This window comes from Frankia sp. BMG5.60, from assembly GCF_059428125.1.
Genome location: NZ_CM182091.1, coordinates 1157212 through 1176571, shown reverse-complemented (window position 1 = coordinate 1176571; position 19360 = coordinate 1157212). Strand labels below are relative to the sequence as shown.

General features: G+C 71.7%; 16 protein-coding genes. 6 read left to right on the top strand and 10 right to left on the bottom strand.

Annotated elements, in window-relative coordinates:
* Positions 1–70 precede the first annotated feature (70 nt).
* The 3 genes from AC5R91_RS04795 (at position 71) to AC5R91_RS04785 (ending at position 2123) form a co-directional block, all read left to right on the top strand.
* A complete protein-coding gene (locus AC5R91_RS04795) occupies positions 71–661 on the top strand; it encodes a hypothetical protein (RefSeq protein WP_495395898.1) in 591 nt (196 codons plus the stop codon).
* 403 nt (positions 662–1064) lie between these two features.
* Complete coding sequence (locus AC5R91_RS04790) at positions 1065–1424, top strand: DUF6980 family protein (RefSeq protein WP_495395897.1); 360 nt, start codon at positions 1065–1067, stop codon at positions 1422–1424.
* Positions 1425–2123, top strand: a complete 699-nt coding sequence (locus AC5R91_RS04785) for a HEAT repeat domain-containing protein (protein WP_495395896.1) — start codon at positions 1425–1427, stop codon at positions 2121–2123.
* A 325-nt stretch (positions 2124–2448) separates the two neighbouring features.
* Here the strand turns inward: AC5R91_RS04785 and AC5R91_RS04780 are convergent, their stop codons facing one another.
* The 4 genes from AC5R91_RS04780 to AC5R91_RS04765 all read right to left on the bottom strand — a co-directional run bounded on the left by AC5R91_RS04780 (position 2449) and on the right by AC5R91_RS04765 (position 6923).
* Positions 2449–3999, bottom strand: coding sequence for an FAD/NAD(P)-binding protein (locus tag AC5R91_RS04780; RefSeq protein WP_495395895.1), 1551 nt, complete (start codon positions 3997–3999; stop codon positions 2449–2451).
* Between the two features lie 232 nt (positions 4000–4231).
* Positions 4232–4705 (bottom strand): NUDIX domain-containing protein, encoded by a 474-nt coding sequence (locus AC5R91_RS04775; RefSeq protein ID WP_495395894.1) that lies wholly within the window; start codon positions 4703–4705, stop codon positions 4232–4234.
* A 337-nt stretch (positions 4706–5042) separates the two neighbouring features.
* A complete protein-coding gene (locus AC5R91_RS04770) occupies positions 5043–5936 on the bottom strand; it encodes an SIR2 family NAD-dependent protein deacylase (protein WP_495395893.1) in 894 nt (297 codons plus the stop codon).
* A 375-nt stretch (positions 5937–6311) separates the two neighbouring features.
* Entirely contained in the window at positions 6312–6923 is a 612-nt protein-coding gene (locus AC5R91_RS04765) for a TetR/AcrR family transcriptional regulator (RefSeq protein WP_495395892.1), read from the bottom strand.
* 153 nt (positions 6924–7076) lie between these two features.
* On the opposite strand from AC5R91_RS04765, the gene AC5R91_RS04760 reads away from it, so the two are divergent.
* The 3 genes from AC5R91_RS04760 (at position 7077) to AC5R91_RS04750 (ending at position 12728) form a co-directional block, all read left to right on the top strand.
* Entirely contained in the window at positions 7077–8225 is a 1149-nt protein-coding gene (locus tag AC5R91_RS04760; RefSeq protein WP_495395891.1) for a cation diffusion facilitator family transporter, read from the top strand.
* A 513-nt stretch (positions 8226–8738) separates the two neighbouring features.
* Positions 8739–11582, top strand: coding sequence for an AAA family ATPase (locus AC5R91_RS04755; RefSeq protein ID WP_495395890.1), 2844 nt, complete (start codon positions 8739–8741; stop codon positions 11580–11582).
* Positions 11583–11933: 351 nt separating this feature from the next.
* Positions 11934–12728 (top strand): AfsR/SARP family transcriptional regulator, encoded by a 795-nt coding sequence (locus AC5R91_RS04750; protein WP_495395889.1) that lies wholly within the window; start codon positions 11934–11936, stop codon positions 12726–12728.
* On the opposite strand, the gene AC5R91_RS04745 is transcribed toward AC5R91_RS04750, so the two are convergent.
* The 6 genes from AC5R91_RS04745 to AC5R91_RS04720 all read right to left on the bottom strand — a co-directional run bounded on the left by AC5R91_RS04745 (position 12673) and on the right by AC5R91_RS04720 (position 19300).
* Positions 12673–14187 carry an aldehyde dehydrogenase family protein gene (locus AC5R91_RS04745; RefSeq protein WP_495395888.1) on the bottom strand — a complete coding sequence of 505 codons (1515 nt, stop codon included), beginning with the start codon at positions 14185–14187 and terminating at the stop codon, positions 12673–12675. The genes AC5R91_RS04750 and AC5R91_RS04745 overlap by 56 nt on opposite strands.
* Before the next feature lie 64 nt (positions 14188–14251).
* On the bottom strand, positions 14252–15346 hold the full coding sequence (locus AC5R91_RS04740; RefSeq protein ID WP_495395887.1) for an NAD(P)-dependent alcohol dehydrogenase: 1095 nt from the start codon (positions 15344–15346) through the stop codon (positions 14252–14254).
* 81 nt (positions 15347–15427) lie between these two features.
* Entirely contained in the window at positions 15428–16516 is a 1089-nt protein-coding gene (locus tag AC5R91_RS04735; protein ID WP_495395886.1) for an alpha/beta hydrolase, read from the bottom strand.
* Positions 16517–16649: 133 nt separating this feature from the next.
* Positions 16650–17300 (bottom strand): TetR/AcrR family transcriptional regulator, encoded by a 651-nt coding sequence (locus tag AC5R91_RS04730; RefSeq protein WP_495395885.1) that lies wholly within the window; start codon positions 17298–17300, stop codon positions 16650–16652.
* Between the two features lie 103 nt (positions 17301–17403).
* Positions 17404–18390 (bottom strand): TIGR03564 family F420-dependent LLM class oxidoreductase, encoded by a 987-nt coding sequence (locus AC5R91_RS04725; RefSeq protein WP_495395884.1) that lies wholly within the window; start codon positions 18388–18390, stop codon positions 17404–17406.
* A 73-nt stretch (positions 18391–18463) separates the two neighbouring features.
* Positions 18464–19300: a 2-oxo acid dehydrogenase subunit E2 gene (locus tag AC5R91_RS04720; RefSeq protein WP_495395883.1), complete on the bottom strand. Its 837-nt coding sequence runs from the start codon at positions 19298–19300 to the stop codon at positions 18464–18466.
* Positions 19301–19360: the final 60 nt, after the last annotated feature.

The window sequence follows — 19360 nt, the reverse complement described above, 5'->3', positions numbered from 1 at the left end:
GCTGGAATTCTCGGCACAGCTTCCGGTGGCGTAGAGAGAACAGGGCTGACATGCAAGACGTGGAGATCAGATGGTCGAAATAGATCGCCCAGATATATCATGTCTCGCTACCCGAGATATCAAAGGATACATCCGTGCTGGTATTCCCATTGAGCGTGACATGGCCATCTGGCGTATGCTCGAGTATGTGGAGAAGTCCCACCAGATCGTGTGGCTGACGCAGAAAATCTCTCCTTTCGGTGAGGCGACCATACTCCGCGTCTTCGCGGTACGGATGGCTGCACTTGCGGTTCGCCGCGCAGACTCCCGGTCGTTGAGGATGGGACTTCTTGCCGCTGGCCTTGCGAGCCAGAGGAGCATCGATGCCCGAGACGACCTGGGCGCTCTTGCACCTCTGTGGAGAACGGCCAGGATTCTTCGACTCGATCCGGCAGAAGAGTTCAGGGCGGCTAGCGCGATATTTCCGACTCCGGCGCCAATATTTGCGGACTGGATCGCACGGCCCCCAGCGATTCAGGGCCTGTCATCAATGGGCTATCTTGAGTCGGCGGATGAGGACGGCTTCCGCTATCTCCTCGTGAACGAAGTCCAGCGAGCTCGTGCGTACGAGCAGCTCAATCCGATCCTGAAGTTCCTGCTGTCTCGACGGCGGTCACGGTAATCACCACGATGCCGGCGCCCCGTCCTCGTCCAGGCCGTGGTGAAACGCGCTACGTCAGAAGCCTTTGCTCCGTCAATTCGCCTGGGGATCACGATCCTGTCGCAGGCTTGACCGCGAGCGTGACATGGCCATCCGGCGTGTGCTCGTAAAATTGAAGCAGTCCCACCAGATCGTGTGGCTGACGCCACAAAATCTCTCCTTTCGGTGAGGCGACCATACTCCGCACCTTTGCGGTACGGATGGCTGCACTTGCGGTTCGCCGCGCAGACTCCCAGTCGTTGAGGATGGGACTTCTTGCCGCTGAGCCAGAAGAGTATCGAGTCCCGAGATTACCTGGGCGCTCTTGCATCTCTGCGGAGAACTGTGAGAGATCCCCGCGAGCGGGCGTGTATAAAATGAGGTCATGGACAGGTCGAGTATAAAAAGTTCGCCGATCGGCCGTGGTGGCCCACATTGTTGTGCCGACATGCATGGACAGGCCACCTTCATCTGCGAGGATGGTCATGTGGAGCCGCAGGGCTGCCCGGACGTCCTCGTTGGCTTCACGCCGAAGTATCAGGAGTACGGGATTTGGGTTCATGATGGCGGTTCATCCTGGGTAGGTATCGCATACTGCCCGTGGTGCGGCGCACGGCTGCCAGACTCTGTTCGCGACAGGTGGTTCGACGCTCTCGAGCGGATCGGACTTGATCCTGATGACGCTGCACTGCCGCCGGAGTACGAGGATGAACGGTGGTTGATTGGACACGGCGAGTCGATGTAAGTGGAGTCCGTCGACGTTGCGAGTGAAGGCGAAGGTGGCGGTGGCTTGGCACGGCTCGAACCTGAGCACCTGCGTCACCTGTCGGACGATGAGTTCGCGCGGCGCGTTCAGGAGATTGGTGACATTGCGGCGCAGGGATGTCGGCGGGCCTGCGATCTGCTCTATCGCGCACTGCTGGCAGAGCGAGTTGCGGTACGTCAGACCGCGATCCTCTCCTCCTTGGCGGCGACGGAGTTCAGGGACGTTCCCCTGGCACCGATCGCGAGGCTGCTGAAGTCGCGGGCATGGATGGTCCCGGAGGAGGCAGCCTCGCTCCTCGTGGCCTGGGGTGGGGAGGCGGAGAAGGTACTCATCGACGGTCTGGCAGACGCCCGCGGGGGCAGTTTGGAACTGTATCTTTTTGCTCTGGCAAATGGATCGGGGCCGATCGACCTCAGCCTGTTCACTCCCTATGTCGACCATAAATCTTTGGGTGTCCGTCTGGCAAGTATTGACGCACTGTCTAAGCGCGGAGACGCATCGTGTACGGAGAGGCTAGTCGACGCCCTGGCGGTGAGGAGTGAGGATACTCAGCAGGCGGCGCTGTTCGCGCTTATCGCGGTCGGGGACGCGCGTGCCTGTGACGCGGTGCTGCGCCGGCTGGAACTGGACTCCACTCGGGACCGCGGCTACTTCTTCAGCTTCATCAGCTTGAACTGACCTTCCTCGCCCAGCACGTCCGGGACCATCCCGAGGTCCTGGCGGCAGCCCGGCGCATCACGGTCAGGAACTGGAAGCGGCGCACGGATCCCGAGCAGAAGTGGATCGCCCGGTACCTGCCCCAGGTGTCCCCGGAAAGCCCGGATCACCTGCCACCTCCTTCCAGTGAGGTGGTCGAGGAGATCCGGCGGCTTGCCCTGGAGACCGCTCGCGCCGACTGAGATCCTGCCGATCTGCGGTCATGACGAGACGGCGGAACAGGACGAGACGGCGGAACAGGACGAGGAGAACGAGCCTGGGTGGATCGTGCGGGATGGAATGCGGCTCAGATCGGTTGCAGGACGTCGCGCCCGGCGCGGCGGAAGGGGCGGCGTGCCCTGTGCACGCTGTCCGCTCGGATCGAGGTGACGATGTCGACGGCCCGGTCCACCAGGGACTGGATGCCGAAGGTGAAGAAGAGGCTGCCCATCGCGAGATCCCCGAGCGCGTACAGCCGCCGGTCCGGGCGGGCATTCACCGTCAGGCGGCTGGTGGCCCGCTCGAGATAGAACCCGCCGCGCGGATGTCGCTCGGCCAGGCCGGCGTCCACCAGCGAGGCCAGCATCGGCGCGGCGAGGTCGCTGACGCCGCCGAGGCGGCCGTTGACGGCGTTGACGACTACGGCGGCCCGATGCTCGCCTCGGGCGGTGCTCGCCACGAAGCCGCCCGCGCCCGGCTCGATGCGCCGGAGTCCTCCGATCAGCTCGAGCTGCCCGGATTCCAGCAGGTGCAGCAGCGTGGCGGCGCTGGCGGGCGGCATCGGACAGCACAGGCTCATGAAGGCGCGGTGGTGCTCGGTCAGCAGGCGGTCCTTGTCGTGCTCGGGCAGCAGCGGCCAGACATCCGGTCCGACGTCGGGCATGATCTGCTGTAGCAGGCGCAGCGGGCCGCCCGGTGCGTTGACCTCGGCGAGCTGCCGGCGCAGCCGGTGCGCGGGTTCCTCCCGGCGCGCGGCGCCGATCTCCGTCCGTACGGCGTCGACGTCCTCGCCCGCCGCCGTGAGCTCGTCGCCGATCATGGTGATCAGGTCGGCCAGGGGCAGTGCTACACCCGAGGCGGCCATTGCCCGCAACCGCGCCGCGGTGACGTGGCGCGGCGTGAACCTGGCGGGCCGTTGCCGCACGGCGGGCAGGACCGCCTGCCGGGAATGCAGCTGAATCCTGCCGGTGTGTCCGCGGGCGGCCAGGGCGAGTGTCACGTCGACCGCGGTCAGCCCGCTGCCGATCACGGCCAGGTCATCGTCGCGGGGGATCGTGGCCAGCATTTCGGCGGCCGGGTAGGGATCGCGCACGAACCCGGCGGAACCGGCCAACCCGTACGGGTCGGCGGGTCTTCCCGCACCGGTGGCGAGGACCGCGTAGTCGACCTCGTGATCCTCACCGTCCGCTGCGCGCAGGGCCAGGCCGTGGCGGGTTGACACGGCGCGGTGAACCATTCGCCGCTTGAGCTCGACGCGCCAGCCTCGCTCGGCCAACGTCATCAACGCCACCCTGGCGGACTGCTCCAGGTAGTCGCCGAACACTGCCCGCGGGATGAACGGCGCACCGGAGATGGGATCGAGAAACGATGTCCCGGTGTCGACGAAGAGCCTACGGGCGGCGAGCCATTCGGCGAGATGACCGACGTCGCCCGCCCGTACCGACATGTCCTGCGGTATCGCGTTGACCCGCATCGTGTCCAGGTCCGGCTGATAGGGGCGACCGCGCCACAGGTGTCGCCCGCCGTCGAATACCGTCAGTTTCCCGGCGGGCAGGTCCTGCTGTTGTGCCAGCGCGTCGAGAAGGCAGACCGCGGACGCGCCGCCACCGATCACGCCGATCTTAGGAGTGGCTGACATCGTCTACCTCAACTGTTGGCTCTCCGGTAGCCGAGGTGGTGGTCCAACGTGTCGGCCGCCATCCCCATCCTCGCCTCGAAGCCGGCATCCGTCACCTCGGGGACGCCGACGGCCTCGCCGAGCCGGACCGGACCGACGGCCCATCCGTTCTTCGACCTCGCGCCGGACCGTGCTCGGCAGTTCGGCCCAGACGATCCGGGTCACGGTGCTCCCTTCGTTCTACCTGATGTCGCTAACCGATGTACGGCGACGACGTAGGCGACAGGAAGTGATCGACCCTCAGGCGCATGGACGGGTGCAGGTTCAACGCGTCGAGGTCCTCCGCAGCGACGAAGCGGGCATCCCTGGCTTCGCTGCCGTCCGCCAGCAGTGTCCCGCCGATGATCCGCCCTTCGAATCCGATGGCGAACTGCTGTCGGATTTCGCCATCGTCGTAGGCGATCACATGTCGAGGGTCGGTATAGGTCCCCAGGATGGCGACGATCTCGACGATGAGCCCGGTCTCTTCTCCGACCTCTCGCGCCGCCGCCTCGGGCAGGGACTCGCCCACCTCCATCTGTCCGCCCGGGAGCGCCCACCGACCATTGTCCGACCGGCGGATGAGCAGCACCCGACCCTGCTCGTCGGGAACGACGACCGTTGCGGCCGGAACAATCGAATTCGGTTTCGGTGCGGCCGGATCGTCGTAGAAGTCCCTTCTACCCACGGCGCGCCACGCTCCCCTCTACCGGCACGGAACCGGAGTACACTCGGTCGAAGCTATTCATGTAGTGATCGAAAAGCCGTCCGCCCGAGCTATAAAGCGTCGTGCTGTGTAGGTGAATGTGAACCCCTGGCATTCCGATGGCGTCTTGCAGGTGGGTCAGGGAAAGGCGAATGCGTGCAGCGACTCCACCGAAACACCCTCTTCGGCTCCCCGTGCGGCCACTGTCCGAGTCGGGATCGCCAAGTAGTACCCGGACGCGGGTGCCATTCTAGGCCACGTGACCGACGATGACGCGAAATCGGCAAGCGTCCGCCGTACGGCTGATCTCGGCGCCGGCTCAGGGCAGCCGAGCGGCGAGGGCGGTCAGGGCCGCCAGGGCGCCGAGGGGGATGGAGACGCCGGTGCCGGGGCGGATCTCGGGCTGGGCGGGGTTGATGCGGATCGGGTGGTCGGAGAGGGACTCGGCGGTGCGGCGCACGGTCGGCACGGCGGTGCCCGCGCCGATCTCGACGACCACCAGCGGGCCGTCGCCGCCCGGAGCGGTCACCTCGTCCAGCCAAGACGAGCAGGAGCGCAGCGCGGCGTCGGTCCGCTGGCTCACCCAGGATCCGTCGCCGAACATGAGGATGTTCGGCCGGGCCAGGTCGCCGCACGACGGGCAGCGGGGCAGCGGCTTGCCCGCGCGCATCGTCTCCGGATCGACGTCCACCTCGACGCCGTCGGCCGGCCAGATCTCCCCGCCGCACGGGCCGACGCACTGGAGGTGGTGGATGGAGCCGTGCACCTCCGCCACCGCGTCGATGCCGGCGCGCTGGAACTGGCCGTCGACGTTGGACGTGAACACGTGCATCCCGCCGGGCAGCCGCGCGCCCCACCGGCGCAGCACGGCGAAGCCCTCGTGCGGCCTGGTCGACCGGTACAGGCCGAGGCGGTGGCCGTAGAAGCCCCAGGCCAGCGTCGGATCGTCGCGGAAGTGGACCGGGTCGGCCAGCTCCACGAACGACAGGCCGAGTCGTTCGTACGGCGGGTAGGCCCGCCAGAAGCCGGCGTCGCCGCGGAAGTCGGGCAACCCCGAGTCCACGCCCATGCCGGCGCCCGCACAGATCAGCAGCGCGCCCGCGCCCGCAAGCAGCGCGGCGGCGGCGTCCAGCGCGGCCTCGATCTCGGCGGTGCGCCGTCCCGCCGCGGCGGTCACGGGTGGGCGGCGGCCGGCATGGCTGGCGTGGGTCATCGCAGCAATTATGAGCGGCCTGTACCCGACCCTGGTGACCAAGGTGTTCCGCGGAACCGCGCCGGTTGCGGTGCGTCCAGGCAGACATGCGTGACGTCCGAGGCGATGGCCTCGTCGGACTGGCCGTCGGCCAGGTCGGGGAACGTCGTACGGAACGCGGCGACGAACGCGGCCACCCCGGGCCGCTGCCGGAACGTCTCGAACGGGCCCGCCGTGACGGGCGCACCCACGGGAGGTGCGACCTTCCCGGCCTCGGCCCCGTCCTCGGTCGAGCTACATCCGGCGAGAGCCACCAGCGCGACCCCGCACACAACGGCGCTACCAAGCCACACGACGTCCCCTCGCGACCATCCGGACAACAGACGGTAGGACATGTCAGCTTGCCGCGGAGGTCTGCTGGCCGCCGGGGGCCGGGGGCGGCAGCGCGCGGGGGGCCGGGCGCAGCCCGTCGACGAGCAGCGCGAGGTAGCGGCGGCGGTCGAGGCCCGCCGGGTCGTCGGGGCGCACCGTGGCCAGGGCCATCACGACGACCGCGGACAGGTCCCGGCGCTCCAGTTCGGGGCGCACCACGCCGGCGTCGCGGGCGCGGCCGAGCAGCCGTTCCATCGACTCCAGGTAGCGGTGCACCCCCTCGACGTGGAAGGCGTCGGTCTCGCGGGCGAGGGCGAGGATCACCTGCCGGCCGGCCAGCGCCGCCACCGTGGCCTCCAACGCGCCGACGAGGTCGTGCCACGGGTCGTCGGTCTCCCGGGTCAGCCGGGGCACGATCTCGGTGCTGACGAGGTGGTCGAACACGGCGCGCAGGAGCTGGTCGCGGTTGCGGAACCGGCGGTAGACGGTGGCGACCCCCACGCCGGCGCGGCGGGCCACCTCCTCCAGCGTCACCGCCCGCCCGACGTCCTCGAAGGCCTGGTCGGCCGCGGCGATGATCCGCTCGTAGTTGCGCGCCGCGTCGACCCGCAGGCCCCGTCCGCCCGATGCTTCCACCGGGGCACGCTAACAGCGCGCGACCCGTTCCCGCGTCGGGCGGACGGCGTCCGGCCGGTCACCTGAGCGACACCACGGCCGCCGGCGGCGATTCGTGCGACACATCCGGCCTTGTCGGGTTAGAACATGGTCATCGGGGCTAAGGACCAAGGCATGCCCGCTGACACGGATGACGCGCCCGCCGCCTCGCCTGTCCCGGCCCCGAAACCGCCGGACTCGGCTTCTGTCTCGGCGTCGGCCTCACCGCCGGCAGCCGAGGAGTGCGAGCCGGCGACCGAGAGCCTGACGACGCCACCCGCCCCGGCCGAGCTGCCGCCGGAGGCGCGCGACGCGATCCCACTGCAGCAGGACGGCGGCGCCGGCAAGAGCGAGAGCGGCCTCACCGTCGCCGTCGCCTTCGTGGCCAACCTGGTCATCGCGATCGCGAAGACGGGGGCGGCCCTGCTCACCGGCTCCGCCTCGATGGTCGCCGAGGCCGCCCACTCCTGGGCCGACACCGGCAACGAGGTCTTCCTGGTGATGGCGAACCGCCGCTCGCGCCGCCCACCGGAGCCGGGTCATCCGCTCGGGTTCGGCCGCGAGGCGTACGTCTGGGCGCTGTTCGCGGCCATGGGGCTGTTCGTCGCCGGGGGCGCGGTCTCGATCACCCACGGGGTGCAGGAGCTGTTCGCGGGCGAGTCCGGCGGGGACTACCTGATCGGCTACATCGTGCTGGCGGTGTCGTTCCTGCTCGAGGGGACCTCGTTCCTGCAGTCGGTGCGCCAGGCCAGGCCCGAGGCCGCGTCGATGAACCGGGACGTCATCGAGCACGTGGTGGAGACGTCCGACCCGACGCTGCGCGCGGTCTTCGCCGAGGACTCGGCGGCGCTCGCCGGCGTGGTGATCGCGGCGCTCGGGCTGGCGCTGCACCAGATCACCGGCGTGGCGGCCTTCGACGCGCTCGGATCGATCCTGGTCGGGGTGCTGCTCGGGGTGGTCGCCATCGTGCTCATCAGCCGCAACCGGCGGTTCCTCATCGGACAGGAGGCCGACCCGCAGGTGCGGACGGCGACGCTGCGGGCCCTGCTGGCGCTGCCCGAGGTCGACCGGGTCACCCGGCTGCGCCTGGAGGTCGTCGGCCCGAGGATGATCACCGTGGTCGGGGATGTGGACCTGATCGGCGACGACATCGAGCCCAACGTCGCGAGGCGGCTGCGCGGGGTGGAGGCCAAGCTGTCCGCCTCGCCCGCCGTCGTCGACGCCGTGCTCAGCCTCTCCGCCCCCGACGAGCCCTCCCTCGCCCCAGACGCCCCGCCCGCCTAATTGCGCACCGGCGCGGCGTGCCCGGTTTAGCTCGCCGCCCAGGCGTCTTTCCGCTCGATGAACGCGATCCAGAACGGTGGATTGGCCGCCCTCATTGCGCCGGCGGACCAATCGAGAGGCGACTCTATTTCTCTCCACGCGGCCTAATCTGTTCTAGTGAGAATGGTCACAGGTCGGCGAGGTCGAGTAATGCTGGTTCCGCCGCGCCGGACCCCTGGCCGGGTCGGTTGACCGGGAGTACCGACTCCGTCCCCGGTGAGCGGCGTTACCGTCCGTCGCTGGCGAGCAATCGATCGGCATCTCGCTGACGAGTCCGTTTCGGCCGGCTACCATCTTCGGATGAGAGGAGCTGTGAGTAACCAGCTTCGATTCTTCTGTGAGGGATCGGGGTTGGTATGGCAGTCTCCGTAACCACGTGATCGCTCTGTGCCCCGCGGTCGCCGGAAGACAGTCCACCCGTCCCGCTCGCGGTGCGTTCTGAACGTGACGAGGGTATTGGAGGTTTCTGTTTCGATGGCTGCTTCAGCACTGGCTCTGGCGGAGAGAGGCGAGGAGCTCGCGGCCCTTCGGACGATGCTTGCGGAAACGGTGGAGTCGCGCGGCCGGTTCGCCGCGCTGACGGGACCCGCCTCCTGCGGCCGGACGGCCCTGTGCCTGGCCTTTGCCGAGGAGGCGAGGCAGCGGGGGGCGTGGGTCCTCACCGCGCTTGGCACCAAGGCGGAACGGCAGCTCTCCCTCGGCGTACTCCGCCAGCTCGCGCACAGCCAGCTCGTGCACAGCCAGCTCGTGCACAGCCAGCTCGCGCGCGGTCAGCTCACTGGCGGCCCGGCCGGGCAGGAGCAGGCGGCGGCGGCCCTGCTGGCCGAGGCGGTGTCCCGCCTCGGCCAGCAGGTGCGCGATGGCATGCTGCCGATCGGCGCGCTCGAACAGCTGTGCCAGACGCTGCTGTCGATCGCCGAGCACCGCCCGCTCGTGCTGGTCGTCGATGACACCCACCGCGCCGACGTCTGCTCGGTCCAGTTCCTGCTCTACCTGGCCCAGCGGCTGAAGAGCAGCCGGGTGATGCTCGTCCTGACCGCGTCGGGGCGTTCGTTCCACTGCCGGGCCGACCTGCTGCGCCAACCGCACTGCCAGATCGTGACCGTCGGGCCCCTCGGGCTCGTCGGCGTCACGCAGGTCGCCTCCCGTCGGCTCGGCGGCGGGGTCGGCCCCGATCTGGCGGCGTGGCTGTACGAGCTCAGCGGCGGCAGCCCCCTGCTGGTGCACGGCCTGATCGACGACGTGGCCAGGGCCAGGGCGGCGGCGGGGGCCGGCGAGGCGGCGCGCCCGGTGGCGGGGGAGCGCTTCGCTCAGGCGATCCTCGCGGTGCTGCACCGGATGGACGCCGACGCCCTCGAGGTCGCCCGCGGTCTCGCCGTGTTCGACGACTCCGACGAGGTCGACGTCCTGGACCCGATGGTTCTGTTGCCGCAGCTGCTCGACCTGGACCAGGCGAGCGTGAGCCGGTCGGTGCAGGCGCTGCGCGACTCCGGCGTGCTGCGCGGCTGGCGCTTTCGCCATCCGGTGGCACGGATCGCCGTGCTCGACGAGGTGAACGCAGCGATGCGTGCCCGGCTGCACCGGCGAGCGGCGGTGCTGCGCTACGAGCGCGACGAGGCGACGCCGCGGGTGGCGCGTCACCTCGTCGAGGCCCATCTCACCCGCGACGCGTGGGCGACGCGGGTGCTGCGCGCCGCCGCGGATCGGGCCCTGCTCGACGACGACGTCGAGCTCGCGGTCCGCTGCCTGCGCGCCGCCCATCACGCCGCCTGCGACGAGCGGGAACGGCAGGAGATCGCCTTGCGTCGGGCCCAGGTGGCGTGGCGGGCCGATCCGGCGGCGGCCATGCGCCATCTGCTGCCGTTGACCTCCGCCAAGGGCAGCGCGCTGTCGACCTGCCATCGGCTGGCACTGGTCGGCCTGTTGGTCTGGCACGGCCGGTTCGACGAGGCCGCGGCGGCGGTCGACGGCCTCCCCGACCAGGGCGAGCGATCCGGCGCCTGCAACGGCGTCCGCTGGCTCGGACCATGGCTTCGATCATGGTCCCCGCCGTTGCACCGACGGCTTGGCCCCGGCCTGCCTGCCCTGTCCGGCACCGTCGTCGTCGACGAGCTGACCCGCAGCGCCTCGGCGCTGGCCGGCGTGCTGTCCGGCGGCCCCGACGAGCGGGCCGTCAGCAGCGCCGAGCGCACGTTGGAGACCATCCGACTCGACGACTCGACGATCGACGCGGTGCATGCGGCGCTGTCCGTGCTGATGTACGCCGACCACCCGCAGCGGGCTGCCCTGCTGTGCGACACCCTGTTGCAGGAGGCCCGTGACCGCGGGGTGTCCGCCTGGACGGGGCTGCTGGCGGCGCTGCGCTCGGAGATCTCCCTGCGGCTCGGGGACCTCACGGACGCGGTGCACCACGCGCAGGACGCGCTGACCCACATCGCCGCGCCGAGCTGGGGAGTGGTGATCGGGCTGCCGCTCGCCGGCCTGGTCGCCGCCGCCTCGGCGGCCGGCCTGCACGCCGAGGCCGACGGCGGGCTGCGCACGCCGGTGCCGGCGACGATGTTCGAGACCAGGTTCGGGCTGGCTTACCTGCGCGCCCGTGGCCACCACTACCTGGCCATCGGCCGGCCCTACGCCGCGCTCGACGACTTCCTCGCCTGCGGGGAGATGATGCGGTCCTGGGGCATCGACGTCCCCACGCTGGTGCCGTGGCGCAGCGACGCCGCGCTGGCGCACCTCGCCACGGGCGACCGGGACGAGGCCCGCCGGCTCGTCGACGAGCAGCTGGGTCGGCCGGGCGCCGGACAGGGCCGCACCGGTGGGCTGACCCTGCGCGTGCTCGCAGCCACCCTTGCGCCGCGCCGCCGGGCCGACGTCCTGGCCACCGCCGTCGACCGGCTCGCGGTCAGCGGTGACCGCCACGAGCTGGCCGGGGCACTGGCGGACCTCAGCAAGGCGCAGCATGAACTCGGCGAGCACGACCGGGCGCGGGCGACGGCGCGGCGGGCGCGTCTGCTGGCCCGCGAGGGCCGCGCCTCCACGCCCGGGCTCGTCACCGACCACGGATCCGCGGCTGGCGACCCCCGGCTGGCGGTCCCCCGGACCCTGGTGGCCGACTTCCGGCTCAGCACCGCCGAGCGGCGGGTCGCCGCGCTCGCCGCCGAGGGCAGCACGAACCGGGAGATCGCCGGGCTGCTGCACATCACGGTCAGTACCGTCGAGCAGCACCTCACGCAGGTCTATCGCAAGCTTCAGGTGCACCGGCGGGCCGAGCTGTCCGAGGCGATGGGTCGGCCGGTCGACGCCCGCAGCGGAGCGTGACCGCAGGCACCGCCGGCGCTGTCGCCTTGATGACACCTCCGCGGCATATGATTCCCCGCGAATGCGCGCGGGCTGTGCGTCGGGTGCGGGGAACCTGCCCGTGGGGTTCCGTGCTGGGCCCGGTAACGGCCGCGGCGGACGATCCGGGCGCAGGTGACCCCTGCACTTCGCCACCGGCGATAGGGGGCGCTACCCCTTTTCCGGCGGTAAAAGCATTCGTGCCTTTAGGGGTTGGCCCTTTGCCGGTGACTGCCTAGCCTCGAAGTTGTCCGAGGCTGAAATCGAGCCTGGTCATTGTCGGGCCCCGGCCCCGCCACGTCCGGTTGCGACCCCTCGACGGCAGGTGATTTGGTGAGGTACGAGGTTCTGGGTCCCCTTCGCATGGTGGACGGCGACAACTACTTCTCGGTCAACGCCAGGAAGACGGCCGTGGCGCTCGCGGTCCTGCTCATGCGTCCCGACCAGATCGTTTCCGTCGATCGACTGATCACGGAGATCTGGGATCAACGGACGCCCCGGCAGACCAATGCCGCCGTCCACGTCTACATCTTCCAGCTCCGCAAGCTCCTCGCCGCCGCCAACGCGACGAGCACCATCGACACGGCGCCGCCGGGCTATCGCCTCGCGTTCGGCTCCGACGAGCTGGACCTGCACACCTTCCAGCAGCTTGTCGACCTCGGCCGCGATCGGGGGCGCCAGAACCGGGACGCCGAAGCGGTGGAACTCCTCGAGGCGGCCCTCGCGCTGTGGCGCGGACCCGCCCTCGACGGACTGCGCGGCGGTGCGGTCGTCGACGGGTTCGCGATCTGGCTGGAGGAATGTCGGCTCGAATGCGTGGAGATCATGGTCGAGTCGAAGCTGCGGCTCGGCCGGAACCGCGAGGTGATCCGGCCGCTGCGCCGCCTCGCCGCGGAACATCCACTGCGCGAGACGCTCTGCCGTCAGCTCATGCTGGCGCTGTACCGCAGCGGCCGGCGCGTCGACGCCCTGCGTCAGTTCGAGGTGACGCGGCGGACGCTGGTCGACGAGCTCGGCCTGGAACCCGGGCGGGCCCTGCGCGAGCTGCACCGGGCGATCCAGGCCGACGACGTCATGCCCGCTGCCGCGGCCGCCGGGGCGGCGCGACGAGGACCTGAGGCTCGCTGAAACTGTCGAGGCCCCAATGGCCGTTCTCGACGCCCAGGCCGCTGAACTTGTGGCCGCCGAAGGGCAGGTCCGGGCGCAGCCCGGCGCCGTGCGCGTTGACGCAGACCTGGCCGCAGTCCAGCCGGGCGGCCACCGCCGCGGCTCGCTCCGGGTCCGCGGACCACACCGAGGCGGTCAGTCCGAACGGCGTGCCGTCCGCCGCCGCGACCGCCTGGTCCAGGTCGTCGTAGGCGATGACGGGCAAAGCCGGGCCGAACTGCTCCTCGTCGACGAGCCGGACGCCGTCGGCCAGCCCGGTCAGTACGGTCGGGGCATAGAAGTAGCCCGGCCGGTCCAGCGGCGCGCCACCGGTGACCACCGTCGCCCCGTGCGCCACGGCGTCGTCGACCAGCTCGGCGACCCGGGCGCGCTGACGGTCCATGGTCAAAGGGCCCAGCTGTGTACCCGGCTCGGACCCGGGCCCGACGACCGCCGTGCGGGCCCGTGCCGCCAGCGCCTCGACCAGCTCGTCGTGCCGGGCTCGATGCACGTACACGCGCTTGACCGCCAGGCAGAACTGCCCGTTGTTGCGGAACGCCGCCCAGAACAGGCTGTCGGCGATCGCCGCGGGATCGGCGTCGGCCAGCACGATCGCCGGGTCGTTGCCGCCGAGTTCGAGGCTCACCCGCCGGAAGTCCTCGACGCCGGCGCGCAGCACCTGGCGGCCCGTCGCGGTCGAGCCGGTGAAGCTGACGCGGCGCGGCACCGGATGGCCGGCGGTGCGCGCGCCGAGCGGCTCGGGCCCACTGACCACGTTGAGCACGCCCGGGGGCAGGATCGGGCGCAGCAGCTCGCCGAGCGCGAGCGTCGTCAGCGGCGTGAACGGCGACGGCTTGAGCACGACGGTGTTGCCGGCCCGCAGCGCCGGGGCGAGCTTCCACAGCGCCAGCGCCACCGGGAAGTTCCACGGCGTGATGGCGGCGACGACGCCGAGCGGGCGGCGCACCACCTCCGCGAAAGCATGCTCGTCGTCCTGTACCACCTGCCGCCCGCGGTCCAGCCCGGCGAAGTAGCGCAGCCATGCCGCGCCTCCGGCGACCTCGGCCCGCGCCTCCGCGAGCGGCTTGCCCTGCTCGGCGGTGAGGATCGCGGCGAGATCCGCCACCGCGGCGGTGACCGCCTCGGCCGCGGCGGCGAGCGCGTCGCGGCGGGCGGCCTCGTCGCGTCGCCAGGCTCCGAACGCCTCCTGGGCGGCGTCCATCGCCGCGTCGAGGTCGCGCGGACTGGCGGCCGGAGCCGCGGCGAGGATCTCGCCGGTGGCCGGGTTGACGATGTCGAACCGGCTCTCCCCGGGCACCGCCGCACCGCCGATCGTCATCGTCGCGGCCCGCCCGCCCGGCCCGCCCGGCCCGTCCAGTCCGCCAGGGCTGCCGGGCAGGGCGGCTCGGCTCGGGTCGTCCGCCGCGGTCGTCGTGATCATGCATGCTCCTCGGGTCCGGGTCGGGTCCGGGTCGGGTCCGGGTGGGGTCGGGTCGGGTCCAGGCTCAGGCGCTGGGCAGCAGCACCGGCTTGACGACGTCGCCGGAGTCGAAGTCGCGTTCGGCCGCGGCGATGTCGGACAGCGGGTAGCTGCGCAGCAACCGGTCGAAGGGGAAGCGACCCTGCTGCCACAGCGCGATCAGCCGGGGGACCAGCCGGGCCGGGTCCGCGTCGCCCTCCATCAGATACCGCAGCGTCCGGCCGGTCACCATCGCCGCGACGGGCACGACGAGCTCCCCGCCCCCGGTGCCGACCAGGCCGCACAGCCCCCGGGCGCGCACCGTGCCCAGCGCCGCGACGGCGACCTGGGGCACGCCCGTGGTGTCGAGGGCGAAGTGGGCGCCGCCGCCGGTCCAGCCGGCGACGCGCGCGGACAGGTCCGGGTCGGCGCCTTCCACGGTGTGGGTGGCGCCGAGCTCGGTGGCGAGTTCCCGTCGTTTCGGGTGTGGCTCGACGGCGACGATGGTGCTCGCCCCGGCGATCCGGGCGGCCATCACCGCGGCGAGGCCCACGGTGCCGCAGCCGAAGACCACCACGCTGTCGCCGGCCGAGACGTTCGCCGGGCCGAACACCGCGCCCGCACCGGTCAGCAGCCCGCACCCGAGCGGCGCGAGCTGGTCGAGAGGCAGCGACCGGTCGACGGTCACGGCGTTGCGTTCCGTCACGATCGCGTGGGTCGCGAACGACGACTGGCCGAACCAGCGCCCGCCCACCGGGGCCCCGTGCGCGTCGGCGAGGCTGGTACTGCCGTCGACGCGCAGCCCGGACAGGTTGCGGAAGATGAACTCGTCGCAGTAGGAGGGCGTGCCGGCCCGGCAGTGCCCGCACCCTCCGCACGAGTCGAAACTGATCACCACGTGGTCGCCGGGCCGGACGCGCGTGACGCCGGGGCCGACCTCCTCGACCACGCCCGCGCCCTCGTGTCCCGGCACGAGCGGGACCGGCACGAGCTCGCCGTGGCGGGGCATGAAGTCGGTGCGGCACATCCCGGCGCCCACGACCCGGACCAGGATCTCCCCGAAGCCGGGGCCCGACAGGTCCAGTTCCTCGATGCGCAGCGGTCCGCCGCGGTCACGGAGCACGGCAGCGTGGATCTTCATCCCTACCAGCCTCCCCGGCCCGATGACGGGCCATGATCACATGGTGGTGGTGCCGGTGTCGGTGCGGAGCCGACCGGCGGATCAGGCGGTGCCGGCGGCGAACCGGCGTCGCGCGCGGGCCTTCCCCAGCCGCCAGCGCAGCTCCGCCTGCTGACGCCGGTCGGCGCGCATCATCCGCAGCAGGGACAGCACGAGCCACAGGCCGCTCTCGGCGACGTGACCTGGCGAGCCGTGCACGTCGTCGTTGGTCCGGACGCGCACGCGCCGCAGGTCCCGGCGCAGCCGCCGCACGTCACCGGGCGGGATGATCTCGTCGCGGCGACTGACCAGGGTGTGGACGGGAATCGTGATCGAGCGCAGCCGCTCGGGCCCAAGCGCCCAGTCCCGCATCGCCGCGAGCGGGTCGGCCTCGCCGGTGAGATGCGCGAGGGTGTCGACGGTGACGGCGGGCAGGCGGCGCTGCCAGTCCCGGTCGGTGAAGAAGTCGCTCACCGGCGCCCCGGCAAGCACGAGCCCGCGCAGCCGGGCCTCCCCGGGCGCCGCGCTCAGCGCCAGATGGCCGCTGAAGCTCAGCGCGATCGCGTACGTGCGGCTGACGTCCACGCCGCGGTCGGCGAGGGCGTCGAGCAGGTCGGGCAGCAGACGGGCGCTGCGGGCGGTGTAACGGGCGGTGTTCTCCCCGACCCCGGGCAGCTCGGTCACCACCCCGGCCATGCCCAGCGCGCGGGCGCGCAGCAGCAGCGGCGCCCACTGTTCCTTGATGCTGATGATGCCACCCGAGACGATCAGCAGCGGTCGTGGCTCGCCGGGCTTGAGCCCGACGGTCCAACAGCCGAGCCGACCCTGCGGCAGGTCGAGGTCCACCCGGCGCAGTGGGGTGTCGCGCCGGGCCCAGCGATCGAACACGCGTACGGCACGGTCCAGCGCGTCCTGGCGGGCCGGCCCGTCGACGAACGGGAAGCGGGCCATGTTGTAGTGCCGCGCCGCGTCGAGCAGGCGGCCGCCGGTCTCCAGCGCCTCGCCCGCGACGCACCAGGTCCGCACCCACGAGCCCGGGCCGTCGTCGTCGTGCGCGATCGCCGCCAGCAGCGGCTCGTACTGCGCCGGGGCGATGCCCTGAGCGCGGGCGTGCACGACGACGTACTGCCTGAGCTCGGCGACGTCGTTCACGGTCGTACCTCCTCACCTGTGGCCTGACCTGTGGCCTGGAGGTACGGTCTTGCATCTGGCTGAAGCCGGCCTTACGCCCGGCTGGCTGAGCTGGCTGAGCTGGCCGTGCTGGCCGGACGACGGGCGCGGTCGGTCAGCGGCCCGGCCTGGCGAGCGGTACGACGATCTGCTCGACCACCGAGGCGACGAACTCGTCGGGCACGATGGGCTCGCGGACCAGCGAGTACTGCACGAGCATGGCCGGCCCGCTGGCCGCGACGAGTTCGCTGACGGCCTCGGGCCGAACCTCGCCGCGATCGGCAGCCCGGCGCAGCACGTCCAGGATGAGCTCGATGCACGGCTCGACCACGTGGTCGATGATCGTCTGGCGGATGAGAGGACGGTCGCAGCCCGCCTCGGCCGACACGAGCTGGAACGCGGTGCCCCGGGTCGAGGTGAAGGCGGCCTGCACGCACCGCAGCAGCGCGTGGACGTCGGCGCGCACGTCCCCGGTCAGCGGCACGTCGGCGGGCGCGGGCAGCGTGTGCCGCAGCGCCTCGGCGACCATCTCCTCCTTGGAGGCCCAGCGACGGTAGAGGACCGCCTTGCTGGTCTGGGCGGCGGCCGCGACCCGGTCCATCGTCAGGTTGGCGTACCCGCCGGTGCGAAGCTGGTCGAACACCGCATCGTAGATCGCGCGGCGAAGGGCGTCGCCGCGGCGCCGCGTCGCCACCGCGACCGGGGCAGAGCGCACCTCGACCGGGCGGACGGCGCCAGGGCTCACGGCGCCAGGGCTCACGGTCACGGTCACTCGCCTCCCGTCCGTCGGCCCCGCTCGCCAGCCGGGCCTGCGGCGGCGCGACGGGCGGATCGCTGTTCCCTCGCGAGACTACCCGCGCCGCATGCGGTCAGCGCGGGCCCGGCGTGGCGGTGGTCGGGCTGGCGCCGGACCGGGCGCGCCGGGCCAGGTCGCCGGCCAGCCGCCAGGTGCGCACCCGTTCCGAGTCGGTGCGCAGGGCGACGGGGCTGATGCGCACGTCGGTCGCGCCGGCGTCCAGGTACCGCGCGATGCCTGCGGCGACGGTGTCCTCGTCGCCGATCAGGGCGAGTTGCCCGGGGCTGACCCCTTCCCGGTCCAGCACGGCGCGGTAGGAGGGGATGGTGGCGTAGAACGCCAGCGCCCGCTCCGCCTGCGCGCGGGCCGCGTCGACATCGTCGGTGACCACGGCGGGCACGCCGGCGCCGATGGTGGGAGCGGGCCGGCCCGCCGCCCGCGCCGCCGCCGTGACGGCCGGGACGATGAACTCGCCCAGGGCGCGGGGGCCGGCGAGATAGGGCAGGGTGCCGTCGGCGAGCTCACCGACGGCGCGCAGGGTCTGGGGGGCCATCGCCGCGACGAGCAGCGGGATCGGGGCGGTGATGGTGCGCTCGCTGCCGGGGGACGCCGCGCCGAGGCGGGCGGTCACGGTGGGACCCTCCACGTCGGCGTCCCCCGTTGTCAGGGCGCTGCGCAGCACCCGCAGGCAGTCCCGCAGATGGCGGATCGGCCGGTCGAACGGGACGCCGTAGATGCGCTCCACCATCGCCTGGTTGCCGAGGCCCACGCCGAGCGCGAAGCGCCCGCCGGCGGCGAGCTGCGCGGTGCGGGCCGCGGAGGCGAGGACGAGCGGGTGGCGCGGGTACACCGGCACCGCCGCGGTACCGATCCGCACGCCCGCGACCTCGCGGCCGAGGACGGTCGCCACCGCGATCGCGTCGAGGTCGAGGCCCTGGGAGAGCCAGACCGAGTCGACGCCCAGCTCGGCGGCCTCGCGGGCGTGGTCGACGAGGACGCTGAGCAGATCCCGGGAGCTACCGGGCGCCACCCGGGTCGGCAGGGAGACCCCGATGCTCACCGGCGCCCCTCCCGGCCCGCGCCGGTGAGCATCGCTGGCCCCCGGCCACCCGCCGTGCCCCACCGCGGCTGGTTCACACCGACCGGTCCAGGGCGACGGCCTGCGGCTCCCGCTCGGCCGATGCCGCGGGGTCCGCGTCGCCCGCGGCCTCCCGCTCGGCCGGGAACGATTCCAGGACGGCTCTGATCTCGTCCAGCACGTCGGCAGCCTCCGCTCCGTCGATCACCCGATGGTCGAACGCGAGATTCAACCGCATGATCGGAGCGATCGCGATGCTGCCGGCCCGTACGACCGGGCGATCGACCACCCGGCCGAGTCCCAGGGTGATCGTAGTGCCACCGACCGAATGAAATCCGTCGATCGGCCGATGCCCCAGCGACGTCACCGCGAAGGTTCCCATGACGAACGCCCGCTTCGGCAGGGGCCGGGCCGCCTGGCGGAACCGGCGCAGGCTCGACGGCCAGCGCCGACGGTGCAGGGCCCGGACCCCGGCGAACTCCCGCAGCCGCTCCGGATCGCCGTCGCGGAGGTGGACGATCTGGCGCTGCACGTCGGCCAGCGACGTCTCCTGCAGGTTGCGCAGCACCGCCGAGAGCACCACGCGCTGCCCGCCGAGGGTCTTGTCCAGGGTGATCTTGCCGTTGACGAACCGGTGGCGCAGCACCCGCGGTCGCAGCCGCCCGCGAATCGCGGAGTTGGCCTCGGGGTGGCGGGCGAGCACCCGCGCCGCCGCCCACAGCACGTAGCTGACCACCGAGTAGTGCGCGCCCGCGCGCCGCGCGGCAGCCCGATGCGCGGACACCGCCGTCATGTCGATCTCCGTGTCGAGGAAGACGGGGGAGAACGCGCGGACCTCGTCGAGGAAGAACAGGGTGTGGCGACGTTCGCGGGCGATCGGCTCTCCGTCCATCCGCGTCCTTTCCTGGTCCGGTCGGCTCCGGGTCTCGGGCGGTTCTGGGTCTCGGGCGGT